Source organism: Halocynthiibacter sp. (assembly GCF_049608145.1).
Classification (GTDB): Bacteria; Pseudomonadota; Alphaproteobacteria; order Rhodobacterales; family Rhodobacteraceae; genus Halocynthiibacter.
The window spans coordinates 1-17593 of the sequence record NZ_JBMYXF010000057.1 but is presented as its reverse complement, the minus strand read 5'-3'; the positions used below and the strand labels follow the sequence as shown (position 1 = coordinate 17593).

Annotated in this window: 16 protein-coding genes; 15 read left to right on the top strand and 1 reads right to left on the bottom strand. The window is 54.2% G+C overall.

All coding sequences use genetic code 11. The features are described 5' to 3' along the window. Positions 1-55 precede the first annotated feature (55 nt). A complete protein-coding gene (locus ACPGUT_RS13850) occupies positions 56-1240 on the bottom strand; it encodes an NAD(P)/FAD-dependent oxidoreductase (RefSeq protein WP_423992376.1) in 1185 nt (394 codons plus the stop codon). Between the two features lie 188 nt (positions 1241-1428). Here ACPGUT_RS13850 and ACPGUT_RS13845 point away from each other — a divergent pair, with 188 nt between their 5' ends. The 15 genes from ACPGUT_RS13845 (at position 1429) to recN (ending at position 17499) form a co-directional block, all read left to right on the top strand. Next, complete coding sequence (locus ACPGUT_RS13845) at positions 1429-2625, top strand: peptidoglycan glycosyltransferase FtsW (protein WP_423992374.1); 1197 nt, start codon at positions 1429-1431, stop codon at positions 2623-2625. Between the two features lie 5 nt (positions 2626-2630). Then, positions 2631-3722 carry a UDP-N-acetylglucosamine--N-acetylmuramyl-(pentapeptide) pyrophosphoryl-undecaprenol N-acetylglucosamine transferase gene (locus ACPGUT_RS13840; protein ID WP_423992373.1) on the top strand — a complete coding sequence of 364 codons (1092 nt, stop codon included), beginning with the start codon at positions 2631-2633 and terminating at the stop codon, positions 3720-3722. Positions 3723-3782: 60 nt separating this feature from the next. Then, entirely contained in the window at positions 3783-5189 is a 1407-nt protein-coding gene (gene murC, locus ACPGUT_RS13835) for a UDP-N-acetylmuramate--L-alanine ligase (RefSeq protein ID WP_423992371.1), read from the top strand. Between the two features lie 21 nt (positions 5190-5210). Further along, positions 5211-5501: a hypothetical protein gene (locus ACPGUT_RS13830; RefSeq protein WP_423992369.1), complete on the top strand. Its 291-nt coding sequence runs from the start codon at positions 5211-5213 to the stop codon at positions 5499-5501. Further along, on the top strand, positions 5498-5770 hold the full coding sequence (locus ACPGUT_RS13825) for a DUF2484 family protein (RefSeq protein ID WP_423992368.1): 273 nt from the start codon (positions 5498-5500) through the stop codon (positions 5768-5770). The genes ACPGUT_RS13830 and ACPGUT_RS13825 overlap by 4 nt, the downstream gene beginning before the upstream one ends. Beyond that, positions 5770-6024, top strand: coding sequence for a DUF2484 family protein (locus ACPGUT_RS13820; protein WP_423992378.1), 255 nt, complete (start codon positions 5770-5772; stop codon positions 6022-6024). The genes ACPGUT_RS13825 and ACPGUT_RS13820 overlap by 1 nt, the downstream gene beginning before the upstream one ends. Positions 6025-6316: 292 nt before the next feature. Next, positions 6317-7084, top strand: a complete 768-nt coding sequence (locus ACPGUT_RS13815; RefSeq protein ID WP_423992366.1) for a hypothetical protein — start codon at positions 6317-6319, stop codon at positions 7082-7084. Positions 7085-7272: 188 nt separating this feature from the next. Further along, positions 7273-8214, top strand: coding sequence for a UDP-N-acetylmuramate dehydrogenase (gene murB / locus ACPGUT_RS13810; RefSeq protein ID WP_423992364.1), 942 nt, complete (start codon positions 7273-7275; stop codon positions 8212-8214). A gap of 110 nt (positions 8215-8324) precedes the next feature. Then, a complete protein-coding gene (locus tag ACPGUT_RS13805; protein WP_423992362.1) occupies positions 8325-9257 on the top strand; it encodes a D-alanine--D-alanine ligase in 933 nt (310 codons plus the stop codon). Further along, the gene (locus ACPGUT_RS13800) at positions 9254-10309 is read left to right on the top strand and encodes a cell division protein FtsQ/DivIB (protein WP_423992361.1); all 1056 of its coding nucleotides are present in this window, start codon (positions 9254-9256) and stop codon (positions 10307-10309) included. Before ACPGUT_RS13805 ends, ACPGUT_RS13800 begins: the two co-directional genes overlap by 4 nt. 61 nt (positions 10310-10370) lie before the next feature. Beyond that, positions 10371-11705: a cell division protein FtsA gene (gene ftsA, locus ACPGUT_RS13795; protein WP_423992359.1), complete on the top strand. Its 1335-nt coding sequence runs from the start codon at positions 10371-10373 to the stop codon at positions 11703-11705. A gap of 210 nt (positions 11706-11915) precedes the next feature. Next, complete coding sequence (gene ftsZ / locus ACPGUT_RS13790) at positions 11916-13580, top strand: cell division protein FtsZ (protein WP_423992358.1); 1665 nt, start codon at positions 11916-11918, stop codon at positions 13578-13580. A 229-nt stretch (positions 13581-13809) separates the two neighbouring features. Beyond that, positions 13810-14745 carry a UDP-3-O-acyl-N-acetylglucosamine deacetylase gene (gene lpxC, locus ACPGUT_RS13785; protein ID WP_423992356.1) on the top strand — a complete coding sequence of 312 codons (936 nt, stop codon included), beginning with the start codon at positions 13810-13812 and terminating at the stop codon, positions 14743-14745. Between the two features lie 186 nt (positions 14746-14931). Further along, positions 14932-15813, top strand: a complete 882-nt coding sequence (locus tag ACPGUT_RS13780; RefSeq protein WP_423992354.1) for an outer membrane protein assembly factor BamD — start codon at positions 14932-14934, stop codon at positions 15811-15813. A 24-nt stretch (positions 15814-15837) separates the two neighbouring features. Then, positions 15838-17499, top strand: a complete 1662-nt coding sequence (recN, locus tag ACPGUT_RS13775; protein ID WP_423992352.1) for a DNA repair protein RecN — start codon at positions 15838-15840, stop codon at positions 17497-17499. Positions 17500-17593: the final 94 nt, after the last annotated feature.

Here is a 17593-nt window from a genome sequence, read left to right as displayed (position 1 = left end):
AACCGGAAAACCGGAAAACCGGAAAACCGGAAAACCGGAAAACCGGAAAACCGGATTAACTTGTCGCGACTGCCTGACCACAAGCCATGCCAGATGCCCAAGCCCATTGAAAGTTGAACCCGCCAAGCCATCCGGTCACGTCAACAACTTCGCCGATGAAATACAGTCCCGGAACTGATTTCGCCTCCATCGTTTTGGATGACAGCTGATCGGTGTCTACGCCCCCCAAGGTCACTTCGGCGGTGCGATACCCTTCGGTGCCTGATGGCGTTATCTGCCAGTCGCGTATTTGTGCGATCAGGGCGTCAATAGCGGCGTCTGAATGATCCGCAAGATTGCCCTTGCAATCAAATTCATCCACTAACAAACCCGCGAGGCGTTTGGGGAAATACTCAGACAGGGCGCGCGACATGCCGATGCCACCTTTGACCTGACGTTGTTCTTTCAGGGCAGTCGCCAGATCTGTTTCTGGCAACAAAGACAGGGAAATCTTCTCGCCTTCCTGCCAGTAAGAGGACGCTTGCAGAACGGCGGGGCCCGACAATCCGCGGTGGGTGAACAGCAGGGCTTCGTCAAAACTGGTGCCACCCGTGGTGATGCGCGATGATACGGCTACGCCCGCGATAGATTTTAGCTGATCCAGCAATGCGCCTTGGAAAGTAAAAGGGACAAGACCCGCGCGGGTTGGAGTGATCTCAAGTCCGAACGACGTTGCGATATCATAGCCAAATCCTGTCGCGCCCATCTTGGGGATCGACTTACCACCACAGGCCACGACCAGTTTCTGACAGCAAAGGATCTGATCGTTGGCACGCAGGGTAAAACCACTGTCATTGCGGGTGATCCCTGACACCTTTGTGTTCAGTTGCAGGGTTGCGCCCGCACTGCTCATTTCCGACAGCAGCATCGCAATAATATCCTTGGCACTGTTATCGCAAAACAACTGGCCCAAGGTTTTTTCGTGCCATTTGATCCCATGACGATCGACCATTTCCACAAAATCCCATGGTCCGAAGCGCGAAAGGGCGGACTTACAGAAATGTGGGTTCTGTGAGATGAAGTTCTCAGGCCCTGCATACATATTGGTGAAATTGCAACGGCCGCCACCCGAAATGCGGATCTTATCGCCCGCAGATTTCGCGTGATCCAATACCAACACACGTGCCCCGCCGCGTCCGGCCACAGCCGCGGCCATCATGCCTGCAGCACCAGCCCCAATGATAATGACGTCATAATCCATACGGATCTATGACCACGAGTGGCGAATTTGTGCAAGGGGGCAGGCGTGGGCTGGTCAGAAGGGGACAAACGCGCTACACTATACCTTAGACCCGGATAACCGGGCGCGATTGAGCAGTCGCACCAGACGAAAGATGTCGGAATTTTCCGAATTTAATGGCGTGTTTGAGGCAGTAAAGGCAGTTTCCAATGACAGAGATGGTCTATGGGTCCGTTCCCGTTACCCGGGGTGAACCGGTTTTACCACGGTGGTGGCGCACGATTGATAAATGGACACTGACCGGTGTGCTGCTGTTGTTTGGCATCGGCATGTTGCTGGGGCTTGCAGCGTCTCCGCCCTTGGCTGCGAAAAATGGCTTTGCGGCATTCCATTATGTTGAACGCCAGGCAATCTTCGGAGGCATGGCGCTGACGGTGATGGTGTTGACCTCTATGATGTCGCCCAACCTTGTGCGCCGTCTCGGGGTTATGGGATTTATCTGCGCCTTTATTGCCCTGGCCCTTTTGCCGGTTTTGGGTACAGATTTTGGTAAGGGCGCAACCCGTTGGTATTCTCTTGGGTTCGCCTCTGTTCAGCCATCAGAATTTCTGAAGCCCGGCTTTGTGATCATGGCTGCATGGCTTATGGCCGCCAGCCAGGAAATCAACGGCCCGCCCGGTAAAACCATGTCGTTTGCTTTGACTGTGGTGATCTGTGCTTTCCTCGCGTTGCAGCCTGATTTCGGTCAGGCCTGTCTTGTGCTGTTTGGCTGGGGCGTAATGTATTTCGTCGCCGGTGCACCTTTTGCCCTGCTCGCCGGCATGGCGGGCGCCGTGATTTTTGTTGGGATCATCGCCTACAACAACTCAGAGCATTTTGCCCGCCGAATTGATGGTTTCATGAGTGCGGATGTCGATCCCACAACCCAGATGGGCTATGCCACAGACGCGATCCGCGAGGGTGGCCTGTTTGGCGTGGGGCTAGGCGAAGGTCAGGTGAAATGGTGGCTGCCGGATGCACATACGGATTTCATCATCGCGGTCGCCGCCGAAGAATATGGTCTTGTGCTGGTTGTGATGATCATTGCGGTTTTTGCGCTGATCACCCTGCGATCCTTGCTGCGACTGATGCGTGAACGTGATCCGTTTATTCGTCTCGCCGGAACAGGCCTTGCTTGCATGTTTGGTGTGCAGGCTTTCGTGAATATGGGCGTCGCTGCGCGTATCCTGCCCGCAAAAGGCATGACCCTGCCATTTGTCAGCTATGGTGGATCTTCCCTGATCGCAGGCGGTATTGCCCTTGGCATGTTGCTGGCCTTTACGCGGGAACGTCCTCAGGGCGCGATTGGCGATCACTTTCGCCGGGCGGGCCATTACAGCAGTCACCCTGTGCATACCCGAGGTTAATCTCTATGACAAAAGCACCACTGATGGTTATCGCAGCCGGGGGGACCGGCGGGCATATGTTCCCGGCCCAGGCCTTGGCCGAAGCCATGCTTGAAAAAGGCTGGCGGGTGAAGTTGTCCACGGATGCCCGTGGGGCGCGTTATACTGGTGGTTTCCCCCATATGGTAGAGATCGAGCAGATCTCATCCGCAACTTTTGCCCGGGGTGGTGCGTTTGCGAAAATGGCCGTGCCGTTCAAAATTTTGGGCGGTGTTTTGTCTACGGCCCTGCGCATGAGACGGGACAGACCTGCCGTGGTTGTTGGCTTTGGTGGATACCCGGCTATTCCCGCTGTCTCTGCGGCCTGGTTGTTGCGCTTGCCACGGATGATCCACGAACAGAACGGTGTTTTGGGGCGGGTGAATAAGATCTTCTCAAAACGCGTGGATATGGTCGCCTGCGGCACATGGCCAACTGATCTGCCAGATGGGGTGGAAGGACTACACACGGGGAACCCGGTGCGGGGATCTGTGCTGGAAAAAGCGGGTGCGCCTTATATTCCGCCTGGTGATTATCCGATGAATATTCTGGTGATTGGCGGCTCTCAGGGCGCGCGCATTCTGTCGGATGTGGTGCCCGATGCCATTGCAAATCTGCCAGAACATGTACTGAAAAACATCAATGTATCACATCAGGCACGGGGCGAAGACGAAGATCGCGTGCGTACCTTTTATGATCAGGCGGGAATACGTGCCGACGTGCAGCCGTTCTTTCAGGATGTCCCACGCCGTATGGGCGAAGCGCAATTGGTGATCAGCCGTTCGGGTGCCTCAAGCATTGCCGATATCAGTGTGATTGGCCGTCCATCCGTACTGATCCCTTTTGCCGCAGCAACCGGAGATCATCAAAGCGCCAACGCCCGCGGCCTAACCGAAGCGGATGCTGCAGTGTTAATCCCGGAATCCCTGCTTGATTCAGCGACACTTTGCGGGCATATCACCGCAATTCTGGAAAACCCTGATGCTGCTATTCGCATGGCGCATTCTGCATTAGAGCAAGGGCGCCCGGATGCCACAGAAGCGCTTGTTGCGCTTGTTGATCAGTTAAGCCCAGCATAAGGCAGGGTGTGTAAATCAGCGTCATGACCGGCGCAAATAGCATAGATAGAAAGTCCGCATATGAACGCCGCAGCCACCAAGCTTCCCACTGAAATCGGTCCCATCCATTTTACTGGCATTGGTGGCATCGGCATGTCCGGCATTGCAGAGGTTCTGCTGGAACATGGCTATACGGTGCAAGGGTCCGATCTGAAGGCGTCCAAAATCACCGCGCGTTTGGAACGTCTGGGTGCGACGGTATTTATCGGTCAAAAAGCTGAAAATCTGGAAGGGGCGGCTGTTGTCGTGATTTCCTCTGCGATCAAGCCGGGCAATGCGGAACTGGACGAAGCCCGCCGCACCGGCATGCCCGTTGTGCGCCGCGCAGAGATGCTTGCGGAATTGATGCGCCTGAAATCAAACATTGCGGTTGCTGGCACCCATGGCAAAACCACAACGACCACGATGGTTGCAGAATTGCTGGTCAAAGGTGGCATTGATCCGACAGTGATCAATGGTGGCATCATTCACGCTTATGGATCCAACGCGCGCATGGGCAAGGGCGACTGGATGGTGGTTGAGGCGGATGAAAGTGACGGCACATTCAACCGTCTGCCCGCAACAATTGCGATTATCACCAACATCGACCCGGAACATATGGAACATTGGGGCGACTTTGACACATTGCGTCAGGGCTTTCGCGATTTCGTCGAAAATATCCCGTTTTATGGCATCGCTGTCTGTTGCACGGATCACCCCGAAGTGCAGGCCTTGGTTGGGAAAATCTCGGATCGTCGGGTTGTGAGCTTTGGGTTCAACGCCCAGGCTGATGTGCGTGCGGTGAACCTTGAGTGGAAAGCAGGCGTTGCGCATTTTGACATTGAGTTGAACATGGATGGCACCGTGATCGAAGGCTGCACCTTGCCAATGCCTGGGGATCACAATGTGTCCAATGCCCTGTCTGCGGTTGCAGTCGCGCGCCATCTTGGCATGAAACGCGATGAGATCCGCACGGCTTTGGCGGAATTTGGCGGGGTGAACCGCCGCTTTACCCGTGTGGGTGACGTGAATGGCGTGACCGTGATTGATGATTACGGCCACCATCCGGTTGAGATCAACGCAGTCCTAAAAGCTGCGCGTAATGCGGTGTCAGACGGGGGGCGGGTGCTGGCGATCCATCAGCCGCATCGCTATTCCCGCCTGCATGATCTGTTTGAAGATTTCTGCACCTGTTTCAATGATGCGGATGTGGTGGGGATCACCAGTATTTTTGCAGCTGGCGAAGACCCGATTGAAGGTGCCGGGCGCGAAGATCTGGTGGCGGGCCTCACGACACATGGCCATAAAAACGCCCATGTTGTGGATGATGAAGCCGGCATGATGGCGTTCCTGAATACCCACGGTCAGCCTGGCGATATGTTGGTCTGTCTGGGGGCGGGAACAATTTCCACTTGGACCAACGCCTTGCCTGAGAAGGCGACGGCATAAGAACATAGAGGAGCGCGTTGTATGGGAATTGTGATCTATATGCTGGCAGGATTTGCTGGGATCGCAGTTTTCTATCTGCTTGCGCGCGGCTATTCCCTGCGTGTAGCGCTAATTGTGTTACTGATCAGTAATCTGGCTGTTGTGGTGATTGCGGGTATTTTGTCCATGGCTGAGGACAGCATGTATATTTCCGGGTCCGCCTATTTTGTTGTCCTGATGATTTTACTCGCGGCACCCCTGTCTCTGGCTGGTGTTACCGGAATTTGCCTGGCCTGGTGGGCCAACCGCAAAGAAAGCAGGGCACAACCATGAGTCTCTCTCTGATCCTGGCTTGTTTCTGGGCTGTTGCGGCGACGGTGACGGCACTTTTGCCGATGCGGTTGCAATTTCCACCTGGCTTAACCTTGCTGGTGCTGGCACCGGTATTGATCGGGTTTATTGCGTATGAACATGGGGTCTGGCTGGCGCTGGCAGGGCTTGCAGGATTTCTGTCCATGTTCCGCCGCCCTTTGATTTTTTATGTTCGCAAATGGACAGGGCATGCACCGGAAAGTTCTTTGGGACCGGAGGATCGGGCATGATCAATCTGTCGATTGCACTTGCGTGTCTCTGGATGATTTCGGCCAATCTTTTGGCGATGTTGCCATCACGTGACAATTACTGGACGCGGGCCTATTGGCTGATGGGGATTGGCGTGCCGCTGCTTGGGTTCATCTGCTGGGAAAATGGCCCTTGGTTGACGTTGCTTGTGATGGCCGCAGGGCTTTCAATGTTGCGCTGGCCCGTGGTGTATTTGATGCGCTGGATCAGACATCGTCTGGGCGGGCAGGGGTGAGACGTAAACAATTTCTGGCATGCGCAGCGATTTTATCCAGTCGTGATTATCCGTTTCCGGCACAGGATCCCGGGCCGCGATACCACCGATAAACAATGTTGAGAGCGCCACAGTGACCGCCCGCAGCCTGATACCGGAAAAATATGTTTTCCAGATCAGGAGCGAAGCAGGAACAAAGAACAAAATCACAGATACCATGCAGCCTTTCTGACGCCAAAAGGTTTCGATTTCATGACCGGAATAAGAAATTTTCAAGGTTGTTTTGCGCGCAGAACCTGTTCACTGTGCAGATATGATCAAAGCGAAAGATATTAAAAACGCGGATGACTTGAAGGTCTGGCTGGATCAGTTCCCCGTTGAGACATTGGAAGACCAGGGTTACCTACGTAGCGTTGCTGTAAAAATTGTACACCGCGCCGTCGCACGAGTGTTGCCTCTAGAGGGGTTCTTCTTTGAAAGGGCGCGCTTAGATGATCTGGCAACTCTGCCTTTTTTGCGTTGTCACCTGATCGCTTTTGGTGCCAGCATCATGCCCCCAGAGGAGCTCACTGATTTTGTCCGTGCGACGGCTGCCTTCGATGCCACCTATGTCCTCTATGAAGGCTATGATGATGATATTGTTGATGCAGCTGCTGCCATCAATGTGAAGGAAGTTACCCGTTGTGCTGCCAATGCTGCACGTAATGTCCTTACTCCTATTAAGGCTTTTTACGCAGTTCGTGCCGCCTTTTGCACGGACTGTATGGCGATTGAAGCAGGGGAAGACATCATGGGGCTGCAGTTGTGGCCTGAAGCGGAGAACCCTTTGGTCGGTGAGTGGGAGAATTTGCGTGATACCTTACGTAATCCTGGAGGCGGAAATTACCCGGATGGTTGGGATTTCTGGATCGACTTCTATGAGAGACAATTGTCTGGTCATACTTTACCCATTGATCTAATCAAAGAGATTACGGTCAGTGATGATATCGACTGGAAAAGTGATGGTAGGACCATCAACCAAGTGATCTATGATATCCGCCAGCGCTATGCGCGAAGGGAAGATATTGCGCAGACTAGCTAATAACAACTTCTTTTTGCATTAGGGATATAGTGGCGACGTAAAACATGTAACGTTCAACCGTGCAGAACTGAGGCTGGAAGAATTGGGGGCAGGCTGATCTGGCGCTTTGCAGGCAATTGAGGTAGTGGTCGCCTCACCCGCTTATCAGGCAGCGATGCGCTATTTACTATCCTTCTTCTGAGGCTCCGATGACCGAACTGACCAAATTTCCCGAACTTCCACCGGTGCGTGGCACGTTGACTGAAAATCGTGATTTGGCCTCGCTGACTTGGATGCGTGTGGGTGGGCCTGCGGATGTGTTGTTTCAGCCTGCGGATCAGGATGATTTGGCGCAGTTTCTGAAGGCTTTGCCCGTAGATGTGCCTGTGTTTCCCATGGGCGTTGGGTCGAACCTGATTGTGCGCGACGGTGGGATTGCTGGTGTTGTGATCCGTCTGGGACGTGGGTTCAATGGCATCTCATTTGATGGCGATACTGTCACGGCAGGGGCTGCCGCGCTGGATGCACATGTGGCGCGGAGGGCTGCGGAACAGGGGCTTGATCTGACGTTTCTGCGTACGATCCCTGGATCCATCGGTGGTGCCGTGCGTATGAACGCGGGTTGTTATGGGCAGTATCTTGCCGATGTGTTTGAGGGTGCCACCGTGGTGACGCGTGAGGGTGACGTGAAAGAACTGGGTGCCGATGATTTACAGTTTGCCTATCGTCAGACAGAGCTGCCCGAGGGCTGGGTTCTGACCAGTGTGCGCCTAAAGGCCCCGATGGGTGATCCGGCAGTACTGCAGCAGCGCATGGAAGATCAGCTGGCCAAGCGTGATGAGACGCAGCCCACAAAAGATCGCACGGCGGGTTCGACGTTTCGCAATCCGGCGGGCTTTAGTTCCACGGGGCAGGCCGATGACACACATGAGTTGAAAGCCTGGAAGGTGATCGACGATGCGGGTATGCGCGGCGCACGTCTGGGTGGGGCGGAAATGAACCAGATGCATTCGAACTTTCTGACCAATCGTGACGGTGCAACCGCCGCCGATCTGGAAGGGCTGGGCGAAGAGGTGCGGAAAAAGGTTTACGAAACCAGCGGTATCACGTTACAGTGGGAAATCATGCGCGTTGGGCGGTCACAGGCATAACCGACCCCCTTCACTGTCACCCGTAAACCGGGGGCAGGGTGATCTGCAAAAGATGACCAAGCGTTAAAAATTAGACGGGCCAAAAGGCCTGCATGCGGTAAGAGGCGTTTATGTCGGGCAAGACAGGTCTCCGGATTGTTGTATTGATGGGTGGTCCTTCTGCGGAACGCGAAGTGTCCCTGTCCTCTGGTCGTGAATGTGCGGCGGCACTTCGGAGTGAAGGATTTGATGTTATTGAACTGGATCCCGGTCAGAAGACCGGGCAGGGTGCAGATCTTGTTGTGCGTCTGACGCAGGCTGCGCCTGACGTTGTCTTCAACGCTTTGCATGGTCAATACGGTGAAGATGGCCTGATCCAAGGCGTGCTGGACTGGATGGGCCTGAAATACACGCATTCCGGTGTGCTTGCCTCTGCGATTTCCATGGATAAAGAACGTTCCAAAGCAATTTTTCGCGCGGCTGGCCTGCCGGTTGTCGAAAGCATTGTTGCCGATGCCGATGATGTGCGTGCGCGCCATGTGATGCAACCGCCCTATGTTGTGAAGCCGGTGAACGAAGGCTCCTCCGTTGGTATCTATATTGTGAATGAAGGCGCAAATGCGCCACCGCAATTGTCTGCAGATATGCCTGCAACTGTGATGGTGGAAACCTTCGCCCCTGGGCGTGAGCTGACTTGCACAGTGCTTGGATCTGAAAACCCGCGTGCGCTGGGTGTCACCGATATCATCACAGATGGCTGGTATGATTACGCGGCTAAATATGAAGTGGGTGGATCGCGCCATGTGATCCCTGCGGATGTGCCTTCTGATATCTATGCAGCCTGTCAAGATTATGCCCTGCGTGCTCACGCGGCTCTGGGTTGCGCTGGTGTCAGCCGGACGGATTTTCGTTGGGATGAGGCACGTGGTTTGGATGGTCTGATCATTCTTGAAACCAACAATCAGCCAGGCATGACGCCGACATCTTTGTCGCCTGAACAGGCGGCCCATGAAGGTATGGAGTTTGGCGCATTCTGTCGTTTCTTGGTGGAGGACGCGCTGTGAGTGTTTATCGCACAGAACCGCCGGTCTTTGACCCCTCTCTGCATGGCAGGGCTGAACCACATCAGCCCGAGCGCCCGCTGACACAAGAAGAAGTCGAAGCGCAGAACCAGGCCCGCATTCAGGCCCGCATCCAAGCCCGTATTCAGGCCCATATCGAAACCCATGGACATTTGCAGGCAACGCCTGAACCAATGTATTCGGCGCGGCGGGCTGACCCCGCCCCAAGCCGTATGGCCTATCGTATGCAGCGCCTGTCGCTGACCCCGCTGTTTCGCGGGTTTCTGCGCCTTGGGGTGCCTGCCCTTGCGGCCCTTGGGGTTGCCGGTTTTCTGATGAGCAATGATACCGCACGTGAGATGATCGATACCCAGGTCACCAGCCTGCGCAAAGCGTTTGAGGAACGCCCGGAGTTCATGGTGCAGGCTATGTCCATTGATGGGGCTTCTGAAAAGGTTGCTGCTGATATCCGTGTGATCCTGCCCATCGATTTCCCGCTGACCAGTTTTGATCTTGACCTAGAAGATATGCGCAACCAGATCCTGTCACTTGATCCTGTCGCCACTGCAAGTTTGCAGGTGCGCGATGGTGGTATTCTGCAGATCGATGTGACGGAACGCGAACCTGCATTTGTCTGGCGCGGGCCGGAAGGTGTATTCTTGCTGGATGCAGAAGGCTATCGCATTCGCAACCTGCTTGCTCGTGCGGAACGTCCGGATCTGCCCTTGGTCACGGGTGCGGGTGCGCAAGATGCAATCTCTGAAGCACAACAGTTGATGCGCGTTGCCAGCCCTGTTTTTGATCGATTGCGTGGTTTGGTGCGTGTGGGTGAACGTCGCTGGGATGTGGTTTTTGACCGCGAGCAGCGCATTATGCTGCCTGCCCAAGATCCAGTTCCGGCGCTGCAGCGGGTCCTGGCTCTGAACAATGCGCAAGACCTGCTGGAGCGTGACATTACCACAATAGACATGCGTCTTCCGGGCCGGCCGACATTACGACTGGCGCAGGGCGCAACAGAAGAATTACAGCGCATCCGCGCAATGATGAGTGAATGAACAAAAGATATCGGCCTAGGCGTGAGGGACATGTTTTGGCAAAAGGGGCAAGGGATTGGCGATGAGCGGTCTTTATGAAACACAACGGGCCATGCGCAATATGCGCAAGGCCGCGATGCAGCGGGGCGTAATTGCGATCCTGGATGTCGGTACGTCAAAAGTGGCCTGCCTGGTTCTGCGTTTTGATGGCAATGACCGAGGCGGCGACTTGGATGGTGTGGGCTCTCTGGCGGGGCAAAGCGGTTTTCGGGTCATCGGTGCGGCAACCACACGTTCACGTGGTGTTCGGTTTGGTGAAATTGACGCAATACAGGAAACAGAACGCGCCATTCGTACGGCCCTGCAGGCGGCACAAAAAATGGCTGAAGTCCGGGTCGATCATGTGATGACCTGTTTTTCCGGTGCCAACCCGCGCAGCTATGGTCTGGCGGGTGAAGTGGAACTGGAGAATGGTCCAGTGTCTGAAGGTGATATCGCCCGGGTTCTGGCTGGGGCGGATGTGCCGGATTATGGGCAGGGACGTGAGGTTCTGCATGCGCAGCCGGTAAATTTCGCCATTGATCATCGCTCCGGATATGCAGATCCACGCGGGCAGATCGGCAACCGCCTGGCGGCGGATCTTCATATGTTGACAATCGACGCACATGTTATTCAAAATATTCTGTATTGTGTGAAACGCTGTGATCTTGAACTGGCGGGCCTTGCTTCATCGGCTTATGTTTCTGGCGTGTCTTCGCTGGTTGAGGATGAACAGGAATTGGGCGCGGCCTGTATAGATCTCGGCGGTGGATCCACAGGAATTTCAGTCTTTATTAAGAAACATATGATTTATGCTGATGCAGTGCGTCTTGGCGGGGATCATGTGACAGGTGATATTTCGGTCGGATTGCAGGTGCCTTGGCAGACTGCAGAGCGCATTAAGACCTTGCATGGTGGCGTTGTCGCCACGGGCATGGATGATCGTGAGATGATTGAAACCGGTGGTGAAACCGGCGATTGGGAACATGACCGTCGACAAGTGTCGCGGGCGGAACTGATCGGCATTATGCGCCCCCGTGTTGAAGAAGTTTTGGAAGAAGTTCGCACCCGTCTGGATGCGGCAGGATTTGAAAGCCTCCCGGGTCAGAAGATTGTACTGACCGGTGGCGGCAGTCAGATCCCCGGGCTGGACGGGCTTGCAAGCCGGATTTTAGGGCAGCAAGTACGTCTTGGCCGCCCAATGCGGGTGCAGGGGTTGCCCCAAGCAGCAACTGGTCCTGGATTTTCTTCTGCTGTTGGGTTGTCGCTGTTTGCGGCAAATCCACAGGATGAATACTGGGATTTTGATGTTCCGACCGAAACCTATCCTGCACGTAGTTTGCGTCGGGCCGTCCGGTGGTTCAGGGAAAACTGGTAAGTCGCGCATTGTGGTGCCCGAATTTGGCGATTCTGGCGAAATCCCGCGCAAAAAATATGGCAAAACGCAATATTTTGTGTTTAAGCGGCTTTTTTTAGGTGACGTTGCGAGATCGTCACGGTAGAATCAGTCAAACTAAGATTATTCGATCGGGCAAATCAGTGGGACAACTGGGCCGGATTTGATGGTAACAAACAGGCGGACAGTATCATGGCATTAAACTTCACAAGTTCCGAGCAGGAAGATCTGACACCCCGTATCACCGTATTTGGTGTGGGTGGCGCTGGCGGCAACGCTGTCAACAATATGATCGAAAAGGAACTGGACGGCGTAGAATTTGTTGTCGCCAACACCGATGCGCAGGCGCTGCAAAGCTCGCGTTCACAAGCACGCATTCAGATGGGTGTTAAAGTGACTGAAGGTCTTGGCGCCGGTGCGCGTCCTTCTGTTGGTGCTGCCGCTGCTGAGGAAACCATTGAAAGCATCGTTGATCACCTGGCTGGCGCGCATATGTGCTTTATCACGGCCGGTATGGGCGGGGGTACCGGTACTGGTGCTGCGCCGATCATCGCGCAGGCAGCTCGTGAATTGGGTGTGCTCACCGTTGGCGTTGTGACCAAACCCTTCCAGTTCGAAGGCAACAAGCGTATGCGCCAGGCTGAAGAGGGCGTTGAAGCCCTGCAAAAGGTCGTGGACACGCTGATCATCATTCCGAACCAGAACTTGTTCCGCCTGGCCAATGAAAAAACCACCTTTACCGAAGCCTTCTCCCTTGCGGATGACGTGCTTTATCAAGGTGTTAAAGGTGTGACTGACCTCATGGTTCGCCCTGGCCTGATCAACCTCGACTTTGCTGATGTTCGCGCCGTAATGGACGAGATGGGCAAAGCGATGATGGGCACCGGCGAAGCTGAAGGTGAAGATCGCGCTGTTCAGGCGGCTGAAAAAGCTATCGCCAACCCGCTGCTGGATGAAATTTCCCTGCGCGGTGCGCGCGGCGTTTTGATCAACATCACTGGCGGCTATGACCTGACATTGTTCGAATTGGACGAAGCAGCGAACCGCATCCGTGAAGAAGTTGATCCAGATGCGAACATCATTGTTGGTTCTACTCTCGACACCACCTTGGACGGCATGATGCGTGTTTCTGTTGTTGCAACAGGCATCGATGCAAGCGTTGAAGGTAAAGAAGTTCCAGTTCCACGTCGTCGCCTGGCTGAGCCACTGACACAGGAAGTTGCTGCTGAAACCGCGCCCGCTGCGCCAGTTGAACCTGTGGTTTCAACGGTGGAAGAAACGGCGCCGACACCTGCGCCTGCGCCTGCGCCAACCGCTGCGATGCCTGAACCTTCTTTGTTTAGTGAAATCGACGCGACTGTTGCTGCAGCGACTGCGGATCTGGATGATACATCTTCTGATGATTCACTGCCGCCTCCGGCATACCAACCTGCGCCACGCGTAGAAATGGCACCGGCGGAACCTGCTGCTGCCGAATTTGTTGCGCCACGTGCCCCGGCACCAGGTACGCCTTCCCCTGAAGCACTTGCGCGTCTTCAAGCCGCAGTTCAGAACGCACCGTCCCCCGAAGCTGCTCCACAAGCGGCACGTCCGACTGCGATCCGTCCTGTGCCACAGGAAGCTCCGGCTGCTGCGCCAGAGGGGAAACAACGTTTTGGTATTAATTCTCTGATCAATCGTATGACGGGTCACGGTGGCGAAGAACCAACGCAGGCGAAACCTGTCATGCGAGCCCCCGCAGCTGCACCGCAGCCACGTTTGGCCGTTCAGGACCACAATGCAGAACCAGCAGAAGACAGTGATATGGAACAGGAACGCATTGAAATTCCCGCTTTCCTGCGCCGCCAGGCGAACTAATTCCTGCTAAAAATCTGGCATGTTACAATAGGAAAGGATCCGCTTCGGCGGATCTTTTTCATTTTTATTCAGTGGGTTAATTGCGTTGAATAAGCTTTCTGGGCGATTTTCTGCCTACCTTGAAATCTGATGTTTCAGTTGGTTACAAAGATTGAATTGTCTCTTTTTTTCCTGGGCCTTAGGTGTCGGGGTGCGGATAGAACTATTCGCGCTGAACTTGAGGTACGCTTTGCAGACGACTGTTAAATCTTCCGTTAGCTTTTCTGGCACTGGCCTTCATTCCGGCAAGCCAGCAACACTTATCGTGCGCCCGGCGTCTGCAGAATATGGCATTTGGTTTCGACGGACAGATTTGTCAGGCAACACACTGGTCCCGGCACGGTGGGATGCCGTGATCGAAGGCGCTGCCTTGTGCACACGTTTGCGCAATTCATCTGATGTACAGGTTTCAACGGTCGAACATATCATGGCGGCCTTGGCTGGATGTGGTGTCCACAATGCGCTGATCGAAGTCGATGGCCCGGAAGTTCCGATCCTCGACGGCAGTGCACATCCCTTTGTTGAAGGTCTGATGCGTGTGGGGTTGCAGGTGCTCGAGGCGCCGGTACGCGCATTCGAGGTTCTGAAACCAGTTGAGGTTCGTCAGGGTGATGCGGTTGCACGTCTGTCGCCGGATGATAGCCTGTATATCGATTTTAAAATTGAATTTGCCGACGCAGCGATTGGAAATCAGCATAAATCACTGAAAATGGCCAATGGCAGCTTCGTGCGCGAACTGTGTGACAGCCGTACATTCTGTCGTCAGCGCGATGTTGATGCGATGCGTGAACAAGGCTTGGCCCTTGGTGGCACAATGGAAAATGCGGTTGTTGTTGAAGGTGCAAAAGTGCTTTCTCCCGGCGGTTTGCGTCATGAAGACGAAGCTGTACGCCATAAAATGTTGGACGCACTTGGCGACCTCGCCCTTGCAGGAGCGCCCATTCTTGGTCGTTATACCGGGTTGCGGGCTGGCCACGCGTTGACCAATAAATTGCTGCGTGCACTGTTTGCTGACCCAGACGCTTTCCGCATGATCAGCTGCAGTAAATCCACCGCAGCGCGCCTGCCGGGTGCTGGTCTGCATAAACACGACCTTCCGCAGCCATTTCTTCAGGCGATTGCATAACCGAAGCAGTTGTTTGGCACGCTCTGAATGGGTTATTATTCCGAAAGATTTTGCGCAACTGGCGAATGTCAGCCAGCCCATTACGTTATTTGCGTAAAAGCCGTTTTGCAGTCGATTTATATGTGCTAGACCAGTCGGGAACAAACCGGGATTAACCGGAAAATCGAATTCAGGGTAGGCCTGCAGATGAAACCATTGTTAAAAACTGTTAGTCTGATTGCTGTTGTCAGTATGCTGTCTGCCTGCGGAAGCCGGGATGATTCTGAGCCACGACGCGGCTTCCTTGGCAGCTTTTTCAGCAATAAAAATCAAGAAGTTCCACTGGAATCCTATACAGCGGAAGAGATTTTTCAGCAGGCGGAATATGCGCTTGAAAACCGAAGAAAGCCAGATGAAGGCATTCGATTGTTCGGCGAGATTGAACGCCTTTACCCGTATTCAGAATTCGCTAAACGCGCATTAATCATGCAGGCCTTTGCTTATCATGGTGCCAGCGATTTTGAGAACAGTCGTGCTGCGGCTCAACGTTTTATCGATTTCTATCCAGCAGATGACGATGCAGCCTATGCGCAATATCTTCTGGCCTTGTCTTACTACGACCAAATCGATGAAATTGGGCGAGATCAGGGGCTGACTTTCCAGGCGTTGCAATCCTTGCGCACTGTGATTGAACGTTATCCTGACAGTGAATATGCGCGTTCATCTATCCTGAAATTCGACCTTGCTTTTGACCATCTTGGCGCGAAAGAAATGGAAATTGGCCGCTACTATCTGTCACGCGGGCACTATGCGGCGGCGATCAATCGTTTCCGTGTTGTGGTAGAGCAGTTCCAGACAACAAGCCACACGGCAGAGGCGCTGCATCGTCTTGTCGAAGCTTATCTTTCGCTTGGCCTGACGGATGAAGCTCAGACCGCTGCCGCGATTTTGGGCCATAACTTTCAATCGTCAGAATTCTATCAGGACAGCTTTCATTTGCTGACAGGGCAGGGGCTTGCGCCGAACCCACGTGGCAATGGCTGGCTGGCGCAGATCTATCGCCAGACCGTTAAAGGTGAATGGCTGTAATGCCTTCACATTGGGGTGGGGCTGATGCTTCGGACGCTTGAAATCCGCGACATGCTGATCATTGACCGGCTGGACCTGACATTTCAGGCCGGACTTAATGTGCTGACGGGTGAAACTGGTGCAGGTAAATCTATCTTATTGGATTCACTTGGTTTCGTTCTGGGCTGGCGTGGCCGGGCGGAACTTGTACGCCAGGGTGCTGAACAGGGTGAAGTCACGGCTGTGTTCGATTTGAAAGCGGATCATCCTGTGCATCAGATTCTGTCAGAGGCCGGCTTGCCAGATGAAGGCAATGAACTGATCTTGCGACGTGTGAACAGCCGTGACGGCCGTAAAACCGCGTGGGTGAATGACCGTCGCGCATCGGGTGAAGTATTGCGTCAACTTTCGGAAACTCTGCTGGAACTTCACGGGCAACATGATGATCGTGGCCTGTTGAATGCACGTGGACATCAGAAGCTTTTGGATGAGTATGGTGGGTTTGAATACGGCCCATTGGCAAAAACCCGTAAAGCCTGGCGTGTGTTGCGGGACGCAGATGCTGCGTTAAATGCGGCAAAAATCCATTTGGATGAATTGCGTGCGGAAGAAGATTTCCTGCGACATTCCGTTTCCGAACTGGATGTGCTTGCGCCTGAACCAGGCGAAGAAGCACAGTTGGACATAGCACGTCGTCGGATGCAGGCGGCAGAAAAAGTGCGCGCAGATGTGGCGCGCGCCTATGGGGCGATATCCGGGGATGGCGCGGAAGGGCTGTTATCAGATGCTTTACGTTGGCTTGAGGAAGCCGATGGACCAGCGGAAGGTATGTTTTCTGACGCGATTTCAGCACTGTCGCGTGCGATGAATGAATTGGCGGATGCGGACAGTCTGGTTGCGCGAGGTATGGATCAACTGGAATTCAATCCAGCGGAGCTTGAGAATTGCGAAGAGCGCTTGTTCGCAATCCGTGGACTTGCACGGAAACACGAAGTTTTACCGGATGAGCTCGCGCAGTTTGCGGATGATCTGCGTGGTCGTCTGGCTGCTTTAACGGGCGGCGAAGCGAACCTGTCTGACCTGGAGCTTGCTGCGGATAAAGCGCGGTCTGATTATCAGATAGCAGCGGATAGATTACGTGACATGCGTCGTAAAGCGGCTGCACGATTGGATAAATCTATGGCGGCAGAGCTTGCCCCTCTGAAAATGGAACGTGCAGTTTTCACAACTGAAATCACAGACGCACCAGCAGGGCCCGATGGGATCGATCATGTCGGTTTTCGCGTGGCCACCAATCCCGGTGCACCGTCAGGCCCATTGGACAAGATTGCCTCTGGTGGGGAATTATCGCGTTTTTTATTGGCGCTGAAAGTGTGTTTGACAGGTGAAGACAGCAGCGTGACCATGATCTTTGATGAAATTGATCGAGGGGTAGGTGGCGCAACTGCGGATGCGGTTGGGCGCCGTTTGAAAGCATTGGCAGATGGCGGGCAGGTTCTTGTCGTGACACATTCCCCGCAGGTGGCGGCCCTTGGTGCGCATCATTGGCGAGTTGAAAAGCATGCCGGCAAAAACGAGACTATCAGTCGGGTTGTGCCATTGGGAGTACAGGACCGGGTGGATGAAATCGCGCGGATGTTGTCTGGTGATACAATTTCGGATGCGGCCCGTGCTGCGGCGTCTGAATTGCTGGGGTCTGGGCAGTAAACTTATAAGATTTAGCTTGCCATGAAGTGAGCCTGATCACATTTTCACCGGAAAACCGGAAAACCGGAAAACCGGAAAACCGGAAAACCGGAAA

Bases quoted from the DNA above. Each gene is read 5' to 3' on its own strand.
- ACPGUT_RS13850 (WP_423992376.1), bottom strand. From the start codon at position 1,240: ATGGATTATGACGTCATTATCATTGGGGCTGGTGCTGCAGGCATGATG.
- ACPGUT_RS13845 (WP_423992374.1), top strand. From the start codon at position 1,429: ATGACAGAGATGGTCTATGGGTCCGTTCCCGTTACCCGGGGTGAACCG.
- ACPGUT_RS13840 (WP_423992373.1), top strand. From the start codon at position 2,631: ATGACAAAAGCACCACTGATGGTTATCGCAGCCGGGGGGACCGGCGGG.
- murC (WP_423992371.1), top strand. From the start codon at position 3,783: ATGAACGCCGCAGCCACCAAGCTTCCCACTGAAATCGGTCCCATCCAT.
- ACPGUT_RS13830 (WP_423992369.1), top strand. From the start codon at position 5,211: ATGGGAATTGTGATCTATATGCTGGCAGGATTTGCTGGGATCGCAGTT.
- ACPGUT_RS13825 (WP_423992368.1), top strand. From the start codon at position 5,498: ATGAGTCTCTCTCTGATCCTGGCTTGTTTCTGGGCTGTTGCGGCGACG.
- ACPGUT_RS13815 (WP_423992366.1), top strand. From the start codon at position 6,317: ATGATCAAAGCGAAAGATATTAAAAACGCGGATGACTTGAAGGTCTGG.
- murB (WP_423992364.1), top strand. From the start codon at position 7,273: ATGACCGAACTGACCAAATTTCCCGAACTTCCACCGGTGCGTGGCACG.
- ACPGUT_RS13805 (WP_423992362.1), top strand. From the start codon at position 8,325: ATGTCGGGCAAGACAGGTCTCCGGATTGTTGTATTGATGGGTGGTCCT.
- ftsA (WP_423992359.1), top strand. From the start codon at position 10,371: ATGAGCGGTCTTTATGAAACACAACGGGCCATGCGCAATATGCGCAAG.
- ftsZ (WP_423992358.1), top strand. From the start codon at position 11,916: ATGGCATTAAACTTCACAAGTTCCGAGCAGGAAGATCTGACACCCCGT.
- ACPGUT_RS13780 (WP_423992354.1), top strand. From the start codon at position 14,932: ATGAAACCATTGTTAAAAACTGTTAGTCTGATTGCTGTTGTCAGTATG.
- recN (WP_423992352.1), top strand. From the start codon at position 15,838: ATGCTTCGGACGCTTGAAATCCGCGACATGCTGATCATTGACCGGCTG.